Source organism: Frigidibacter sp. SD6-1 (assembly GCF_030143255.1).
Taxonomy (GTDB): domain Bacteria; phylum Pseudomonadota; class Alphaproteobacteria; order Rhodobacterales; family Rhodobacteraceae; genus TMP-24.
The window spans coordinates 117,204-132,493 of sequence record NZ_JARJNR010000006.1 but is presented as its reverse complement, the minus strand read 5'-3'; the positions used below and the strand labels follow the sequence as shown (position 1 = coordinate 132,493).

Genomic DNA, 15,290 nt, shown 5'->3' with positions numbered 1-15,290 from the left:
GCGAAGCGCCGGAGAAAAGCTGACCTACCTAACCCCGGTTTCGGGCGACTTGCAACGGGGCTGTTACATTTCTGTTACAAAACCTTTTCATCCCTGAGCCAGCCGTCCTGAAAGCGGATGGATGGGCAGCCGGTGAAACGGCCGAGCCGCTCAAGCTCTGCCTCGAGCCGCGCAAGGCGGCCCTTGCCGAAACGGACGCCCTTCTCGGGCCAAAGCGCTGAAACAACAAGAGTTTCTTCGGCGCGCGCGCATTTCATGTCAATCCGGCCGACCAGTCTGTCGCCTTCCAGAAGCGGAAAGACATAATAGCCGTAGCGCCGTTTCGCGGCCGGAACGAACACCTCGATCCGATAGTCGAAATCGAAGAGCCGGACCGCCCGCTTGCGGTCGCGCAGCGCCGGATCGAAGGGCGACAGAACGCGCAGCCGGTCGGGCGGTTCGGGTGCCGTAGCGGCAGATTCGGCGAGGCCCGGAAACGCGAACGACCGGCGCGCGGTGCCGTCGGCACAATCGATCAGCACCTCCTCGATCTCGCCGCGCTTCAGCGCCTGGGCGCACCAGTCCTTCGCCTCCTCGGGCGAGACCTTCGCCCAGAAGGCCGCGATCTCGCCGCTTGTCGCAAAGCCGAGCCGGTCGAGCGCCGCGCGGCAGGCCCAATCCACGGTCTCGGCACGCGGTGGCCCGGGGCAGGCGGGATATACCCGTTCGGCAAGGTCATAATGCTTGGTGAACCCGTCGCGGCGGCAGACGGCAAGCCGCCCCGAATGCCACAGATATTCCAGCGCCGCCTTTGTGGGGTTCCAGTCCCACCAGCCGCCGGAACTGCGCGCTTCGCCCTCGCCGACGTCAGCCGTGGACACCGCGCCGCGCGTCTCGATCTGCTTGAGCACATCATCGACCTTCTCGCGGAAGGCCGTGCCCTGCCAGTCCTTCCAGCGTTCGGGGATGGTGACGTAATTATGTGCGAAACGGTGGTGCCAGTGCGGCAGGAACTCGGTCGGGATCACCGAGGCATCATGCGTCCAATGTTCGAAGAGCAGCCGGTCGCGTTCCAGAAGCGGCTTGAGGTTCCGGGGCCGGTAGCTCTGCCGCCGCGCCCAGAGGATCATGTGATGGGCGCGTTCGACCGTATTGATACTGTCGACCTGTACGAAGCCAAGCCGCCGGATCAGCGTCAGAAGGTCGGCGCCCTTGGCAGGGCCGGTCGGTTGTTCGGCCAGCGCGTGGCGGTCGAGAAACAGGCGCCGGGCCGCGCGGTTGTCGATCCGCGCCAGAGCCATCAGCCGCCCCAGGTGCGGGTCAGGAGCGCGAGCCAGTTCTCGTGCGCGATCTTTCTCACGAGCGCTTCGCCATAACCATGGGCGCTAAGTGCCTCCAGCAGCCGCGGCAGGCCCGCCACATCGCCCAGATCGGCGGGCATCTCCGCCCCGTCGAAATCCGATCCGAGCCCGACGCGATCCTCGCCGAGTTTTTCGAGAAGATGGTCGAGATGGCGCAAGATCGGGTCCCAGCCGGTGAAGGGCGTGCGCCGCCCCTCGGGGTTCAGGAAGACGGTGGCATAGTTCAAGCCGACCATCCCGTCGCTGTCGGCGATCATCGCCAGCTGCCGGTCGGTGAGGTTGCGGGTCGAGGGCGTCACGGCATGGGCGTTCGAATGGGTGGCGACCAGCGGTGCGTCCGACAGCGCCGCCACATCGTTGAAGCCCGCCTCGTTCATGTGGCTGAGGTCGATCATGATCTTCAGCCGGTTGCATTCGCGCACAAGCCGCTTGCCCGCCTCGGTCAGGCCGGGGCCGGTATCGGGCGAGCCGGGGAACTTGAAGGGCACGCCATGGCCGAAGGCCGTCGGGCGCGACCAGACCGGACCGATGGAGCGCAGCCCCGCCGCATGCCACAGGTCGAGCGTCACGAGGTCTTCGTCGATCGCCTCGGCACCCTCCATATGCAGGATCGCCGCGATCCGGCCCGCGGCCATAGCCGCGCGGATATCGGCGACGGTGCGGCAGACCTGCAGCGTGCCGGTCCGTTCCAGCGCCATCAGATGGCCCGCCATGTCGAGTGCGACCGGCTGCGCGGCGGCACAGGGAATCGGTGCAGGCAAGGGAAGCACGAAGGGCGGGTTCTCCATCAACCGGTCCATAGCGGCCCAGTCGAGCGCGTCGGCGTCTGCGGGCGAAGGGACATAAACGGCGAAGAATCCGCCCGCGAACCCGCCCGCCTTCATCCGCGGCAGGTCGAGATGGCCCTTGCCCTCGGCGCCCGACCAGATCGCGTCGCGCCCGCCCGGGTCGCGATGGAAGCGCAGGAGAAGATCGTTATGGCCGTCGAATACCGGGATCATGGGGCACCTGATGGGTGGTTTCGCCAAGGGGTTGCACAAAGCCCGCGCGGCGGCAAGGCAGGTTCGTGCGGTTCCGGCGGCAGTATGTGAAACTAACATGTTAGTTTCGACTTGCGCCCCCCGGCGGCATGTGGTCAGGGTGCCAACTAACATGCCAGCTGCGGGAGCCCGATTCCATGCGCCTTCAGAACCGAACCATCCTGATCACCGCGGCGGGGCAGGGGATCGGCCGCGCCAGCGCCATCGCCTGCGCCCGCGAAGGCGCGCGGGTGATCGCGACCGACGTGAATGCCGGGACGATCGGCACGCTGGGCGCCGAGGTGCCGGGGATCGAGACCGCCGTCCTCGACGTGCGCGACGATGGTCAGGTGCGGGCGCTGGCAGCGCGGCTGCCCGCGCTCGACGGGCTCTTCAACTGCGCGGGTTTCGTTCACCATGGGACGGTTATGGAGATCTCCGATGCCGACTGGGACTTTTCGGTCGACCTGAACGTGACCTCGATGTTCCGCATGATCCGCGCTTTCCTGCCCGGAATGCTGGACCGCGCCCGTGAAACCGGCGACGCATCGATCCTCAACATGGCTTCGATGGCCTCGTCGATCAAAGGTTTCCCCAACCGCTGCGTCTATGGCACGACCAAGGCGGCGGTGATCGGGCTGACGAAGTCCGTCGCCGCCGATTTCGTGAAACAGGGGCTGCGCTGCAACGCGCTCTGCCCCGGCACGGTCGATACGCCGTCCTTGCGCGGCCGGATCGCGCAGGCCGCCGATCCGGTCGCCGCAGAGAAGGATTTCATCGCCCGTCAGCCGATGGGGCGGCTTGCGACGGTCGAGGATATCACACCGCTCGTGGTCTTCCTTCTGTCGGCGGAATCGCGTTTCGTCACCGGGCAGGCATCGCTGGTGGATGGCGGCGTCACGATCTGAGGGGAAAGACATGAAACTGCTGCGATACGGCCCGAAGGGGCAGGAAAGACCGGGGCTTCTGGATGATGAGGGCCGGGTGCGCGACCTGTCGGCGCATGTGGCCGATATCGCCGGTCCGGCGCTCTTGCCTGCGGGGCTTGCGAAACTCGCGGCGCTCGACCCTGCGGCGCTGCCGCATGTTGCGGGTACGCCGCAGCAGGACTTGCGCCTTGGCCCCTGCGTGGGCGCGGTGGGAAAGTTCATCTGCATCGGCTTGAACTATGCCGACCATGCTGCCGAAAGCGGCCTTCAGGTGCCGCCGGAGCCGGTGATCTTCAACAAATGGACCTCGGCCATCGTCGGACCGGACGATGATGTAGAGATTCCGCGCGGATCGGAAAAGACCGACTGGGAGGTGGAGCTTGCCGTCGTGATCGGCAAGGGTGGGCGCTATATCGACGAGGCCGACGCGCTGTCGCATGTCGCGGGCTATTGCGTGGCCAATGACGTCAGCGAACGCGATTACCAGATGAACCGCGCGGGCACATGGGACAAGGGCAAGGGCTGCGACACGTTCGGGCCGCTTGGCCCCTGGCTGGTCACGCCCGACGAGGCGGGCGACATCGACGCGCTGAAGATGTGGCTCGAGGTCGACGGCCGCCGCTTCCAGAACGGCTCGACCGCGACCATGGTCTACAACGTGCCGTTCCTCATCCATTACGTCAGCCAGTTCATGTCTCTGCAGCCGGGCGACGTGATCTCGACCGGCACGCCGCCGGGTGTCGGCATGGGGCAGAAGCCGCCGGTCTATCTGAAGGGCGGCGAGGTGATGCGGCTGGGGATCGAAGGGCTGGGGGTCCAGACTCAGAAGGTCGTCCGCGCATGAAAATCACCGGGCTCAGGGTTCTCGACATCCGCTTTCCGACCTCGCGGCATCTGGACGGATCGGACGCGATGAACCCCGACCCGGACTATTCGGCGGCCTATGTGATCCTTGCGACCGACGGGGCGCACGAGGGCCATGGCCTGACCTTCACCATCGGGCGCGGCAACGAGGTCTGCTGCGCGGCCATCAGGGCGATGGAGCATCTGGTGGTGGGTCTGGACATGGGCTGGATCGCCGAGGACATGGGCCGGTTCTGGCGCCATGTCACCGGTGACAGCCAGCTTCGCTGGATCGGGCCGGACAAGGGCGCGATCCATCTGGCGACGGCGGCGGTCGTCAACGCGGTCTGGGACCTTTGGGCGAAGGTCGAAGGCAAGCCGGTCTGGCAGATGGTGGCCGACATGTCGCCCGAAGACCTCGTCCGTTGCATCGACTTCCGCTACCTGACCGATTGCATCACTCCCGAATGGGCACTGGATTTCCTGACGAAGCAGGCCGAAGGCAAGGCCGACCGGATCGCCACGCTGAAACGCGAGGGGTATCCCTGTTACACGACCTCGGCAGGTTGGCTTGGCTACGATGACGAGAAACTCCGTCGCCTGTGCCGCGAGGCGGTGGATGCGGGGTTCCGCCATATCAAGATGAAGGTCGGGCGCGACCTTCAGGACGATATCCGCCGCCTGACCATCGCGCGAGAGGCGGTCGGGCCGGACGTCCATCTGATGATCGACGCCAATCAGGTCTGGGAAGTGGACGAGGCGATCGACTGGGTCCGCAAGCTCGCCTTCGCGAAGCCCTGGTTCATCGAGGAGCCCACCAGCCCCGACGATATCGAAAGCCACCGGCGCATTCGGGAGGGCGTCGCACCGGTTCAGGTGGCCACGGGCGAGATGTGCCAGAACCGCGTGATCTTCAAGCAGCTGATCATGCAGGGCGCCATCGACGTGGTGCAGATCGACGCCTGCCGTTTGGGGGGCGTGAACGAGGTGCTGGCGGTCCTTCTGATGGCCGCGAAATACGGGCTGAAGGTCTGCCCGCATGCAGGCGGTGTGGGACTATGCGAATATGTCCAGCATCTCGCCATGATCGATTACCTCTGCATCGCAGGTACGCGCGAGGGGCGGGTGATCGAATATGTCGACCATCTGCACGAACATTTCCTCGACCCCTGCGTGATCCGGAATGCGGCCTACATGCCGCCCGAACGGCCCGGCTATTCGATCGAGATGAAAGAAGAGAGCCTGATCGCCTATCGCCATAGGGGCGGTTGAGGCGGGATTTTCAGGCCTTGTCGCGCACCCGCCAGACTTTCCGTTCGTCCTGGAACAGTTCGAATGCGCCGGTCTTTCCCAGCAGATCCTTCAGCTTCGCCACCCCATAGGTGCGGCTGTCGAAATCGGGATAAAGCTGGCTCAGCGCCTGACCGATCTGGCCGAGCCCGTAATCGTCCTGATCGGGGTCGATCTTCTTCATCGCATTGCGGATCAGCGGGATGGCCAGCATCGGCGGCTCCTTGACGCTTGCAGGCGTCTCGGACGTCTTTTCCGGCCGCGCCCCGGCGTTCGCCGCAACCGCAGGCGCGCTCGAGACGATATTTTCGATCAGCACGAAGCGGTTGCAGACCTTGCGGAGCGATTCCGGCGTCTTGCCCTCGCCGATGCCGATCACCTGCAACCCGTCCTCGCGGATGCGGCTGGCAAGCCGGGTGAAATCGCTGTCGGACGACACAAGCACGAACCCGTCGACCTTGCCCGCATGCAGTATATCCATCGCGTCGATGACGAGGCCGATGTCGCTGGCGTTCTTGCCCTTCGTGTTGGCGGACTGCTGATGCATGACCAGCCCCAGATCCCGCGCCTGTTCCTTCCATTGCGAGAGCGCCGAGCTTGACCAGTCGCCATAGACCCGACGGAGCGACGGCTCGCCGTATGAGGCGATCTCATCAAGGATCGCCGCCGCATGTCGCGCCGGAATGTTGTCCGCGTCGATCAGGACGGCAAGGAAAGGTGTGTCGCGGGGGGTAGAAGCCATGGGGGATCCCTGTCAGGCAGCGTCGGCCTGCCGCGCGTGCGACGGGCCGACAGGATTGGGCACTTGTCAGGGAAAACGGCCGGGGTGGCAATCAGTAAACCACCACCGACCGTATCGACTTGCCTGCATGCATGAGGTCGAAGCCCTCGTTGATGCTGTCCAGCGTCAGCGTGTGGGTGATCATCGGGTCGATCTCGATCTTGCCCTCCATGTACCAGTCGACGATCTTCGGCACGTCGGTGCGTCCGCGCGCACCACCAAAGGCAGTGCCTTTCCAGACGCGCCCCGTCACCAGCTGGAAGGGCCGCGTCTCGATCGTCGCACCGGCGGGCGCGACGCCGATGATGATCGACTGGCCCCAGCCACGGTGGGTGCATTCCAAGGCCGCGCGCATCACCTTCACATTGCCGGTGCAGTCGAAGGAATAATCCGCCCCGCCGATCTGGTCGAAGGGCGTCTTGGTCATGTTCACGAGATGGGCGACCAGATCGCCCTCGACCTCCGCCGGATTGACGAAATGGGTCATGCCGAACCGTTCGGCCATCGGCTTCTTGGCCGGGTTCAGATCGACCCCGATGATCATGTCGGCGCCCGCAAGCCTGAGGCCCTGGATGACATTGAGCCCGATGCCGCCGAGGCCGAAGACCACGGCCTTGGCACCGATCTCGACCTTCGCGGTGTTGATCACCGCGCCGATACCGGTCGTGACCCCGCAACCGATATAGCAGATCTTGTCGAAGGGCGCGTCCTCGCGGACCTTGGCGACGGCGATCTCCGGCAGGACGGTATAGTTCGAGAAGGTCGAGCAACCCATATAATGCAGGATCGGCGTGCCATCGAGCATCGAAAAGCGCGAGGTGCCGTCGGGCATCAGCCCTTGCCCCTGCGTGGCACGGATCGAGGTGCAGAGGTTGGTCTTGCGGCTAAGGCACGACGGGCAGGTCCGGCATTCCGGGGTGTAGAGCGGGATCACATGGTCGCCCGGTTTCACGCTGGTAACGCCGGGGCCGACCTCGACCACGACGCCCGCGCCTTCATGGCCGAGGATCGCGGGGAACATCCCTTCGGGATCGGCGCCCGAGAGCGTGAATTCGTCGGTATGGCAGATGCCGGTGGCCTTGATCTCGACCATCACCTCGCCGGCCTTTGGCCCTTCGAGGTTCACCTCCATGACTTCCAGCGGTTTTCCGGCGGCAACGGCGACGGCGGCACGGGTTCTCATTCTCAGCCTCCCTGATATTCTCGTTGCCGCGACTCTCCCGCAAACCGGAGGCTCGCGCAAGGAAAGGAACGACAGATGCGCGTCATTTTCGCCGCCGCACTTTTGATACCGATGGGGGCCTGCATGGCTGAGGAGCCGAAGAGACATACCGACCCGATGCCGGGCCGGGCCGATACGGCGAGTTGCGGCGCCGACGGGCTGCAGCATCTGGTGGGCCAGCCCGAAAGCGCGCTGGCCGCGATGACCTTCCCGGCGGGCACGCGGTTCCTGAAGCCGGGCATGGCGGTGACGATGGATTTCAGCGCCACGCGGCTCAATATCGCCATCGACGGCGATGGCCTGATCCGCGCTGTCGAATGCGGCTGATCATCGGTCCGGATGAAAATCAAGACCCCGCCGAAGCGGGGTCTGGGCGAGGACGGTTCCGACGGGGCGAACTGGGTGGGGGCTGTTGGCCGCTCCGCCGGAACCTAGCGTTTCTCGCTGTTCACAAATTCGTGCCCGAACGCGGCGATTCGCGGGAGGGAAAGCGGCCGCCATCGGGTCATTTCATGGCCGAAATCGGGCGGCGGCTTCCGGCAAAGCCCGACTGTCCCCACGTGAGTTCGCCGGCAAGGCTTGATTTGCCCGGCAGGTCAGGTAGCATCGCTACATGACGGTTCAGGAACCGACGCCCCTACACTTTTCCGCGGCCTTGCCTCAGCAGGTCGCTTTTGATCGGGCGGAGCTGTCGACTATCCTGTCGCTCTATGGGCGGATGGTGGCGGCGGGGGAATGGCGGGATTATGCCATGTCCTTTCTGCGCGACTGCGCGGTGTTCGCGGTCTTCCGGCACACAGCCGAGACGCCGCTTTACCGGATCGAGAAACATCCAAGGCTCAGGAACCGGCAGGGCATGTATGCGCTGATAGGGATGACCGGGCAGGTTCTGAAACGCGGTCATGACCTGCCGGGCGTTCTGAGCCCCCTGGAACGGAAGCTCATTCGTTCGGTCTGACCAGGACTGCCGGGCGCGCCGCTCCTCGCCCCGGACGGGGCTCCTCGCGGGGGCGCGCGCTTCCTGCGAAGAGGGCGCGCAAGAGCCCGATGAGCGGCCCGTCAGGGCCGCCGGACGCCCAGCCAGCTGTCGCCTTCGGCCGCGCGGATACGGTCTTTGGCGAGCAGGATCGGCTCCAGGGCGACGGCCATCGCATGGGCGTTGGCATGGATCATCGTATCGCCGTCGATTGCCATCGCGACATGGCCCTTCCAGAACAGGAGGTCGCCACGCCGAACCGGCGTGCCCTCGTCCAGCCGCTGACCGACGGCTCGCCATTGCAGGTCGCTGTCGCCCGGGCACTGATGACCACAGGCGAGAAGGGCGGCCTGCACGAGACCCGAACAATCGATCCCGCCGCGCGAATTGCCGCCCCAGAGATAGGGCGTGCCGAGAAACAGCGCTGCCACGGCCGCAGGGTCGGCCATTCGCACACCGACGGGGTTCAGATGTGTGCGCGGCACGTAGAGCCCATCATGGGTCAGCGCGAAGCGACCCTCTTCGCCGGTGATCGAAAGACAGGCACCGAAAGACAGGCTCGCGACTTCGCGCCGTTTGATCGTGGCGGTGGCGTAGAGATGGGTCGCGGGCGCGGCGACCCAATGGGTGACCGGGTGATCCGGGCCGAGGGCCGCCTCATCGACATAGCCGCAATAGCCGTCCTTCCCGGACTGGATGAAGGCATGTCGTCCCGACCGTTCCAGAACCAGAACCCGCTCGCCGCGCAGCAGCTGACGGTCGCGCGGCCCGTCGGGCCGGGCGAGAAGGTCGGTCAGCGGCGGCCTCAGACGCGCCCAGTCGCCCTCGGTGAAGCGGGCGGCCGCGACCTCACCCCGCAGCGAGACATGGGCGACCCGTCCATTCGTGGGCAGGAGCCGCCGGTCCGTCATAGACCCAGCACCATCGGCAGCGCGTCGAGCAGGGCCCGCGCGCCTTGGCCGACGCCGCCCTTGGGCCGGGCGGGCGCGGCGGTCGGCTGCCAGCCGTATATGTCGAAATGCGCATAGCGCGGGCTGGCGGTCACGAAGCGGCGCAGGAACAGCGCCGCGGTGATCGACCCGGCGAAACCGAAGCCCGGGGCATTGTCCAGATCGGCGACATCGGGCTCGATCACGCTGTCATAGGGCGTCCAGAAGGGCAGGCGCCAGACCGGGTCGGCGACCCGCGCGCCAGCCGCCGACAGGGCGGCGGCAAGCGGCTCGTCATCGGTGTAGAAGGGCGCGAGGTCGGGGCCGACGGCCACCCGCGCCGCGCCGGTCAGGGTGGCCATCGACACGATCATATCGGGCTTTTCCTCATCGGCAAGCGCCAGTGCATCGGCAAGAACCAGCCGCCCCTCGGCGTCGGTGTCGTTGACCTCGACCGACAGGCCCTTGCGGCTTTTCAATATGTCCTTCGGTTTCAGCGCATTGCCGGAGATCACATTCTCGACCGCCGGGATCAGCACCCGCAGGCGCAGCTTCAACCCAAGAGCCATGATCATCGAGGCAAGGCCCAGAACCGTCGCCGCCCCGCCCATATCCTTCTTCATCAGGCTCATCGAGCCGCCGGTCTTGATATTGAGCCCGCCGGTGTCGAAACAGACGCCCTTGCCGACGAGCGTCAGGGCCGGACCATCGCTGCCCCAGCGCAGGTCGATCAGGCGCGGCGCGCGGGGGCTGGCGCGGCCGACGGCATGGATCATCGGGAAATCTGCGGTCTGAAGATTGTCGCCGGCCGTCACCTCGACCGAGGCGCCATGCCGTGCCGCCAGGGCACGCGCGGCGGCTTCCAGTTCCGCCGGGCCCATGTCGGCCGCGGGCGTGTTGATCAGGTCGCGCGTCAGGAACTCGCCTGTCGCGATGGCGTCAAGCCGTGCACCATCAACAGACGGCGGCGTGATCAGGCGCGCGCGCGGCGGTTTCGCTGCCTTGTAGCGGTCGAACCGGTAGCGGGCGAGGCGCCAGCCGAGCGCCTCTTCCTCCAGCGCGCGCGGATCGGCGAGGCCCTCAAGCCGCCAATTGGCCTCGGGCAGTGCAGCGGCCACGGCCGCAAGGTGAAACCGCCCGCGCGCCCGGGAGGTGCTGCTGCCGTAACCTGCGGCGGCGGCGGCCGGACGGCCGGAAGCGCCGGGCAGCACCAGCACCTGACCGAGGGCGCCGGTAAAGTGGCTGGCCTCCGCCCAGGTGCGGTGGGCGGGGGCAAGCCCCTGCATGAAATTGTCGAGAGCGGCCTCTTCGACCACATGCAGCGGCAGGGCGGTCCGTTCAGGCGTTGCAGGGTCTGTCATGGGCGCTCCGGTTCTGGTCGCGGCCACCCTAAGCCCTCGCGCGGCGCCCGCAAGGCCCATGCACCGGGGGCGCGTCGCGACAGGTCGCTCATCGAGCGTGACCGCTCTCTTCGCGAGGACGGCGCGGTCCGCGCCGGAGGAGCGGCCCGGGATGGCGCCTCAGCCACCCGCTTCGCTCAGGTCCCACAATGCCGCGAGCGAGCGTTCTCCGATGCGGCCAAGCCGGGCCACGGTTGCCGCCCGTGCGGTCAGGTCCCCCGCCGCGCCGGTCCGGACCACGTCGCGCGCCACGCGCGCCAGTGTCGCCATTCCCACCTGTTCGGCGACTTTCGCCAGCATCCGCGCGCTGCGGATCAAATCGTCCGTCCGGCCCGCCGCGAAATGGGCCGCGACCTCGGAGAGCTGCTCGGACAGTTCCAGTAGCGCCCGGCGCACCACCCGTTCCGCCCCGCCCTCTCCAAGCTCCGCGAACAGCGCCACCAGCGGATCGGGATCCAGCCGGACCCCTTCCTCATGGCGCAAGACTGCCAGCACCGGCATCTTGACCCTCCTTCAACCGCACCCCAAATGCGGGCATGAGCCTCGCGCCTGCCGTTCAAGAAAAGGTTGATGGCGGTCACGAAAAACGCTCGAATTCGAACGAACGGCACCGTAAGGAAAGCCGGATCGCCTGTCCGGGCGCCAACAGATCAGGGAGACGTGATGACGAGCCACGCCAAACCGCTGCCCTCCTACCTTGTCCAGCGCTATCACGGCTGGAAGGCCACGACCTGGGAGGAGAACAAGGCCTGGTACAAGCGCCTCGCCCAGGGCGGCCAGCATCCGCGCGCCATGGTGATTTCCTGCTGCGACAGCCGGGTCCATGTCACCTCGATCTTCGGCGCCGATCAGGGCGAGTTCTTCATCCATCGCAACATTGCCAATCTGGTGCCGCCGCACAAACCCGACGGCGAGCATCACGGCACCTCGGCGGCGCTGGAATATGGCGTGACCGCGCTCAGGGTCGCGCATCTGGTGGTGATGGGCCATTCGGGCTGCGGCGGCGCGCGGGGCTGCCATGACATGTGCTGCGGTGACGCGCCGCAGCTTGAGGACAAGGCAAGTTATGTCGGCCGCTGGATGGACATCCTGCGCCCCGGCTATGAGCGCATCAAGGATATCGCCGACGAGGCAGAACGGGTGACCGCGCTTGAAAAGCAGGCGGTTGTGGTGAGCCTCGAAAACCTCATGACCTTCCCCTTCGTCCGCGCGGCCGTCGAAGCCGGAGAACTGTCGCTGCACGGCCTGTGGAACGACATAGGTGACGGTGGCCTGCAGCAGTATGACGGGGCGGCGGGCAGCTTCGTCCCGCTCTGACACCCCGCTGCCGATAAGGCCGCGTTAACCAAGCGCGCGTAAGCTTGATGCATGGCTGAACATGCGCGCATCTATGTCGATCTGCCGAAGGAGCTTCTTCTGCTCGTCGGACAGTCGGCGCGGCGCGCGGGTCTTGGCGCGGCGGATTACGTGGCGTCGGTCCTGGCCGAGGCGGCTGGAGTCGCCGGCCGGTCCGACCTGCCCGCCGGTGCGCGTATCCGCCTTGCGGCGCGCGAGGCAAGCGACTGGTTCGACCTTCAGCACAGGCTGCGCGCGGTGGGTTTTGTCCTGCGGCTTTCAGGTGATGACCGGCTGGTGCTTTGCCTCTGGCCCGAGGACCGGCCGCTGATGGCCGCTTCCGCCGTGGGGCTTGACTTCGCCGATCTCGCGCTCAGGTTCCGGGCGGATTTTCCCGGTCACCTGTCCTGCGCGCTTCCCGCAAGTGTGGGTCCGCCGCGCCATCCCGACGGGGCGCCCCGCGCCGCCTGAGCCGCCGAACTCATCCCGCCGTTGACGCTGACTGCGAGATCGCGTCGCTTCGCGTGCACTGGAAGACGCCGCGCTCCGCCCGCCAGGCAGCCGCTGCACCATGGGTGGAGGGCCGCCTCTGCCGGTTGATTTCTCGCCGGGGATGGGGTGAGTTGGCGACGGTGCTGGCGGGAGAAATCAGTGGCATTCCAGGATACCGCAGAAGTGGCCGATGATCTGCTGATCGTGGGGGCCGGGCTCGGAGGAGGGACCGTCGCAGCGGCGGTCGGACGGGCGGACGGGTCCCGGCGGATACGGGTGATCGAATCCGGGCCGCTTTCGCCGCCCCCTCAGTCCGGCGGTTTGCTGGCGCGGCTCAAGCGCAAGATCGGCGGTGCGCCGGTGCCCGGCCGATGGCCGACGGCCTTCCTGGTCTCTTCCGGTGAGGAAGGCCGGTTCCGGCCGGAGGGGCTCGCGCTCGGCCATGGGGTGGGAGGATCCGCGGCGCTTTACGGCGGGGTGCTGGAGCGGTTCCGCGCCGAGGATTTCGGGCGTGAGGACAGCGGTCAGGGGGCGTTGTCCACGCGCTGGCCATGGCCGGCCGCGCGGATGGCGGCGCTCTATGACCGGGCCGAGCGACTTATGGGCGTGCGCGGTGGCCGCGACCCGCTTGATCCCGACCCGGGTCCGCCTTTGCCGGCGGGGCCTGTGGTCTCTGACCGGGATGCGCGGCTTGCACGGCGTCTGGCGGCGAATGGCGGCGCGCCCTTCCGCCTTCCGGTGGGCATCGAATACCGTCCCGGCTGCGGCGAGTGTCAAGGTGTGCGATGTGTCCGGGGTTGCAAGGCAGACAGCTGGAGCCGCGGTCTTGCCGAAGTGATCGCAGATGGATCGGTTCGCCTTGAAACCGACCTCCATGTGGAGAGAATCGGCCGGGCGGAAGACGGGATGCTGGAGGTGACGGCGACAGGGCGCGCTGGGCCGAGGCGCTTCAGGGCGCGCCATGTGGTTCTGGCGGCCGGTGCGCTCAACACGCCCCGGATCCTCATGGCCTCGGGTAGCCTGTGGTCCGACGGTCCGCCCAGCCTCCTGGGGCGCGGGCTGATGTTCCATGCGAGCGACATTTTCACCGTGCGTGAGCCCGGCGCCTTGGCGGGCAGCGGGCCGATGAAGACCATCGCCTCTCGTGCCGCGTGGCGTCTGGGCAATGCGCCGGGCGGCGAGATACAGTCGCTGGGCTTTCCGGTGCAGACCGGGATGGTCGCGGGATATCTTGCCGATGTCGTCCGGCGGGCGGGGTTCGGATGGCTTGGCCCGGCGCTGCTTCTGTTGCGTCTTCCCGCGCGTATTGTCGCGCGCGCGCTTCGCCACGACGCGATCTTCGCCACGATCCTTCAGGATCTGCCCTACAGGGAAAATCGGGTTCTGCCGCCGCAAGGCCCTGCGGCCAGCGATCCGATCCGCGTGACCTACGGGGTCAGCGCGGAACTCGAACGCCGCAATGCGGCCCTGCGAGAGCGGGTGCTAAGCCTGTTCGCGGGCGCACGCGTTCGCTTCCTTAACCGACGTTTGCGACCGAATTGGGGTCATCCCTGCGGCACCTGCCGGATGGGCGAGGACCCCGGTCAGTCGGTTACCACGTCCGAGCTCGCTGTGCGGGGCGTTGCGGGGCTATGGGTTGCGGATGCGTCCGCCTTTCCCTCGTCGGGCTCGACAAACCCCAGTCTCACGGTGGTGGCGCTCGCCCTCGACCTGGCTGACCGGCTCGAGGACGAGATCTGGCGCTGAGCCTCCCCGTTCGCGCCGGGCGGGATCAGAGGCCAATGCGGCGCCGAAGCGCCTGTTTCCAGCTTTCCCCCAGCCGGATTTCGCGGTTTTCCAGATAGAACCGACCGGTTGGCCCGCCCTCTGGCAGGTGAAGAAGCCTGCGAATGTCGGGAAAGACATCCTGCGGTTCCTTGCCCCGGTCGCTCATTGCCGTACGGGTCGCGCCGGGCGATAGTTCGTTGATAAGGACGTTGGGATGGCGCGTGGGGTCAATCTCGCCAGCTATTCCCCGGACGAGCGCATGCAGGGCGCCCTTGGACGCCGAATAGCCGGCGGCCCCGGGGATCGGATTCATGTCGGCGAGTGATCCCACGACCACGATGCGCCCGAAGCGCCGTTCGATCATGCCGGGCAATATCAGTCTCAGCAGGTTGGCCACGCCCTCGACATTGGCGCGGATCATGGCGGAGAAGGTTTCGGGGCGCATGTCGAGGAAGTGGCCGCGCGCATATTGTGCGGCTGCCGCGATACAATAGCCGACGGGTGGCAGACCGGTCGTGGCGTCGGCCAGCGCCGTGGCAAGCGCTCCCGCATCGACCACATCGACACGGCAGGACCGGATGCGCTCCGGCGCCGCCGAAGCGGTTTCGGCGAGGGCCTCGCCGCGTCGGCCAACCGCGACCACACTGTGGCCTTCTGCCGCAAGCAGTCGGGCCGCCGCGCGACCGATGCCCGATCCTGCGCCGGAAATGACCACTGTCGTGGCGGCGACCGCTGGCATGGTGGCGAAACCTGCCGGTTCTTCCTGAGATGTCATCTGGCTTCCCGATTTGATCGTCGCGACAATGGCACGGTGATCGAAGGCGTCAACCGCCTAGCGTCCCGCTTCGCTGCTCCATCGCGAAAGGTGCGCGGCCGGAAGGGCCTTCGGCGGGTTCTTGGCTGAGCGTGGTGTGTCGGCGGGATTGGTGGCCTGCGGAACGTCAGGCAGGTCCGACTCTGTGCCCAA

16 protein-coding genes are annotated in these 15,290 nt (G+C 66.7%); 8 read left to right on the top strand and 8 right to left on the bottom strand.

From position 1 onward, the window contains the following. Positions 1-74 precede the first annotated feature (74 nt). Positions 75-1,280 (bottom strand): winged helix-turn-helix domain-containing protein, encoded by a 1,206-nt coding sequence (locus P0645_RS12530; protein WP_284164931.1) that lies wholly within the window; start codon positions 1,278-1,280, stop codon positions 75-77. Then, positions 1,280-2,341 (bottom strand): dipeptidase, encoded by a 1,062-nt coding sequence (locus P0645_RS12525; RefSeq protein WP_284164930.1) that lies wholly within the window; start codon positions 2,339-2,341, stop codon positions 1,280-1,282. The genes P0645_RS12530 and P0645_RS12525 overlap by 1 nt, the downstream gene beginning before the upstream one ends. Before the next feature lie 176 nt (positions 2,342-2,517). Here P0645_RS12525 and P0645_RS12520 point away from each other — a divergent pair, with 176 nt between their 5' ends. From P0645_RS12520 to P0645_RS12510, 3 genes are read left to right on the top strand one after another with little or no spacing between them, the layout of a single operon-like run. Next, positions 2,518-3,267, top strand: coding sequence for an SDR family oxidoreductase (locus P0645_RS12520; RefSeq protein WP_284164929.1), 750 nt, complete (start codon positions 2,518-2,520; stop codon positions 3,265-3,267). 10 nt (positions 3,268-3,277) lie between these two features. Further along, on the top strand, positions 3,278-4,132 hold the full coding sequence (locus P0645_RS12515; protein WP_284164928.1) for a fumarylacetoacetate hydrolase family protein: 855 nt from the start codon (positions 3,278-3,280) through the stop codon (positions 4,130-4,132). After that, complete coding sequence (locus P0645_RS12510; protein WP_284164927.1) at positions 4,129-5,403, top strand: L-fuconate dehydratase; 1,275 nt, start codon at positions 4,129-4,131, stop codon at positions 5,401-5,403. The genes P0645_RS12515 and P0645_RS12510 overlap by 4 nt, the downstream gene beginning before the upstream one ends. Positions 5,404-5,413: 10 nt before the next feature. Here the strand turns inward: P0645_RS12510 and P0645_RS12505 are convergent, their stop codons facing one another. Both P0645_RS12505 and P0645_RS12500 read right to left on the bottom strand, forming a co-directional pair. After that, positions 5,414-6,163: an NYN domain-containing protein gene (locus P0645_RS12505; RefSeq protein WP_284164926.1), complete on the bottom strand. Its 750-nt coding sequence runs from the start codon at positions 6,161-6,163 to the stop codon at positions 5,414-5,416. 91 nt (positions 6,164-6,254) lie between these two features. After that, positions 6,255-7,385, bottom strand: coding sequence for an S-(hydroxymethyl)glutathione dehydrogenase/class III alcohol dehydrogenase (locus P0645_RS12500; RefSeq protein WP_284164925.1), 1,131 nt, complete (start codon positions 7,383-7,385; stop codon positions 6,255-6,257). A gap of 75 nt (positions 7,386-7,460) precedes the next feature. Here P0645_RS12500 and P0645_RS12495 point away from each other — a divergent pair, with 75 nt between their 5' ends. Both P0645_RS12495 and P0645_RS12490 read left to right on the top strand, forming a co-directional pair. Beyond that, positions 7,461-7,751, top strand: coding sequence for an I78 family peptidase inhibitor (locus P0645_RS12495; RefSeq protein ID WP_284164924.1), 291 nt, complete (start codon positions 7,461-7,463; stop codon positions 7,749-7,751). 286 nt (positions 7,752-8,037) lie between these two features. After that, the gene (locus P0645_RS12490; RefSeq protein ID WP_284164923.1) at positions 8,038-8,382 is read left to right on the top strand and encodes a DUF2794 domain-containing protein; all 345 of its coding nucleotides are present in this window, start codon (positions 8,038-8,040) and stop codon (positions 8,380-8,382) included. 101 nt (positions 8,383-8,483) lie between these two features. On the opposite strand, the gene P0645_RS12485 is transcribed toward P0645_RS12490, so the two are convergent. The 3 genes from P0645_RS12485 to P0645_RS12475 all read right to left on the bottom strand — a co-directional run bounded on the left by P0645_RS12485 (position 8,484) and on the right by P0645_RS12475 (position 11,230). Next, positions 8,484-9,311, bottom strand: coding sequence for a C40 family peptidase (locus P0645_RS12485; protein ID WP_284164922.1), 828 nt, complete (start codon positions 9,309-9,311; stop codon positions 8,484-8,486). Beyond that, the gene (locus P0645_RS12480; protein ID WP_284164921.1) at positions 9,308-10,690 is read right to left on the bottom strand and encodes a leucyl aminopeptidase family protein; all 1,383 of its coding nucleotides are present in this window, start codon (positions 10,688-10,690) and stop codon (positions 9,308-9,310) included. The genes P0645_RS12485 and P0645_RS12480 overlap by 4 nt, the downstream gene beginning before the upstream one ends. A gap of 159 nt (positions 10,691-10,849) precedes the next feature. Next, entirely contained in the window at positions 10,850-11,230 is a 381-nt protein-coding gene (locus P0645_RS12475) for a hypothetical protein (RefSeq protein WP_284164920.1), read from the bottom strand. A gap of 162 nt (positions 11,231-11,392) precedes the next feature. Between P0645_RS12475 and P0645_RS12470 the strand changes: the two genes are divergently transcribed. The 3 genes from P0645_RS12470 to P0645_RS12460 all read left to right on the top strand — a co-directional run bounded on the left by P0645_RS12470 (position 11,393) and on the right by P0645_RS12460 (position 14,302). After that, positions 11,393-12,046 carry a carbonic anhydrase gene (locus P0645_RS12470; RefSeq protein WP_284164919.1) on the top strand — a complete coding sequence of 218 codons (654 nt, stop codon included), beginning with the start codon at positions 11,393-11,395 and terminating at the stop codon, positions 12,044-12,046. Positions 12,047-12,097: 51 nt separating this feature from the next. Further along, a complete protein-coding gene (locus tag P0645_RS12465; protein WP_284164918.1) occupies positions 12,098-12,535 on the top strand; it encodes a hypothetical protein in 438 nt (145 codons plus the stop codon). Positions 12,536-12,715: 180 nt separating this feature from the next. Continuing rightward, positions 12,716-14,302: a GMC oxidoreductase gene (locus P0645_RS12460; RefSeq protein ID WP_284164917.1), complete on the top strand. Its 1,587-nt coding sequence runs from the start codon at positions 12,716-12,718 to the stop codon at positions 14,300-14,302. Between the two features lie 25 nt (positions 14,303-14,327). On the opposite strand, the gene P0645_RS12455 is transcribed toward P0645_RS12460, so the two are convergent. After that, complete coding sequence (locus tag P0645_RS12455; protein ID WP_284164916.1) at positions 14,328-15,098, bottom strand: SDR family oxidoreductase; 771 nt, start codon at positions 15,096-15,098, stop codon at positions 14,328-14,330. Positions 15,099-15,290 lie beyond the last annotated feature (192 nt).

What these genes read in the sequence shown, in the direction of transcription:
- P0645_RS12530 (WP_284164931.1), bottom strand. Translation starts at nt 1,280, where the DNA reads ATGGCTCTGGCGCGGATCGACAACCGCGCGGCCCGGCGCCTGTTTCTC.
- P0645_RS12525 (WP_284164930.1), bottom strand. Translation starts at nt 2,341, where the DNA reads ATGATCCCGGTATTCGACGGCCATAACGATCTTCTCCTGCGCTTCCAT.
- P0645_RS12520 (WP_284164929.1), top strand. Translation starts at nt 2,518, where the DNA reads ATGCGCCTTCAGAACCGAACCATCCTGATCACCGCGGCGGGGCAGGGG.
- P0645_RS12515 (WP_284164928.1), top strand. Translation starts at nt 3,278, where the DNA reads ATGAAACTGCTGCGATACGGCCCGAAGGGGCAGGAAAGACCGGGGCTT.
- P0645_RS12510 (WP_284164927.1), top strand. Translation starts at nt 4,129, where the DNA reads ATGAAAATCACCGGGCTCAGGGTTCTCGACATCCGCTTTCCGACCTCG.
- P0645_RS12505 (WP_284164926.1), bottom strand. Translation starts at nt 6,163, where the DNA reads ATGGCTTCTACCCCCCGCGACACACCTTTCCTTGCCGTCCTGATCGAC.
- P0645_RS12500 (WP_284164925.1), bottom strand. Translation starts at nt 7,385, where the DNA reads ATGAGAACCCGTGCCGCCGTCGCCGTTGCCGCCGGAAAACCGCTGGAA.
- P0645_RS12495 (WP_284164924.1), top strand. Translation starts at nt 7,461, where the DNA reads ATGCGCGTCATTTTCGCCGCCGCACTTTTGATACCGATGGGGGCCTGC.
- P0645_RS12490 (WP_284164923.1), top strand. Translation starts at nt 8,038, where the DNA reads ATGACGGTTCAGGAACCGACGCCCCTACACTTTTCCGCGGCCTTGCCT.
- P0645_RS12485 (WP_284164922.1), bottom strand. Translation starts at nt 9,311, where the DNA reads ATGACGGACCGGCGGCTCCTGCCCACGAATGGACGGGTCGCCCATGTC.
- P0645_RS12480 (WP_284164921.1), bottom strand. Translation starts at nt 10,690, where the DNA reads ATGACAGACCCTGCAACGCCTGAACGGACCGCCCTGCCGCTGCATGTG.
- P0645_RS12475 (WP_284164920.1), bottom strand. Translation starts at nt 11,230, where the DNA reads ATGCCGGTGCTGGCAGTCTTGCGCCATGAGGAAGGGGTCCGGCTGGAT.
- P0645_RS12470 (WP_284164919.1), top strand. Translation starts at nt 11,393, where the DNA reads ATGACGAGCCACGCCAAACCGCTGCCCTCCTACCTTGTCCAGCGCTAT.
- P0645_RS12465 (WP_284164918.1), top strand. Translation starts at nt 12,098, where the DNA reads ATGGCTGAACATGCGCGCATCTATGTCGATCTGCCGAAGGAGCTTCTT.
- P0645_RS12455 (WP_284164916.1), bottom strand. Translation starts at nt 15,098, where the DNA reads ATGACATCTCAGGAAGAACCGGCAGGTTTCGCCACCATGCCAGCGGTC.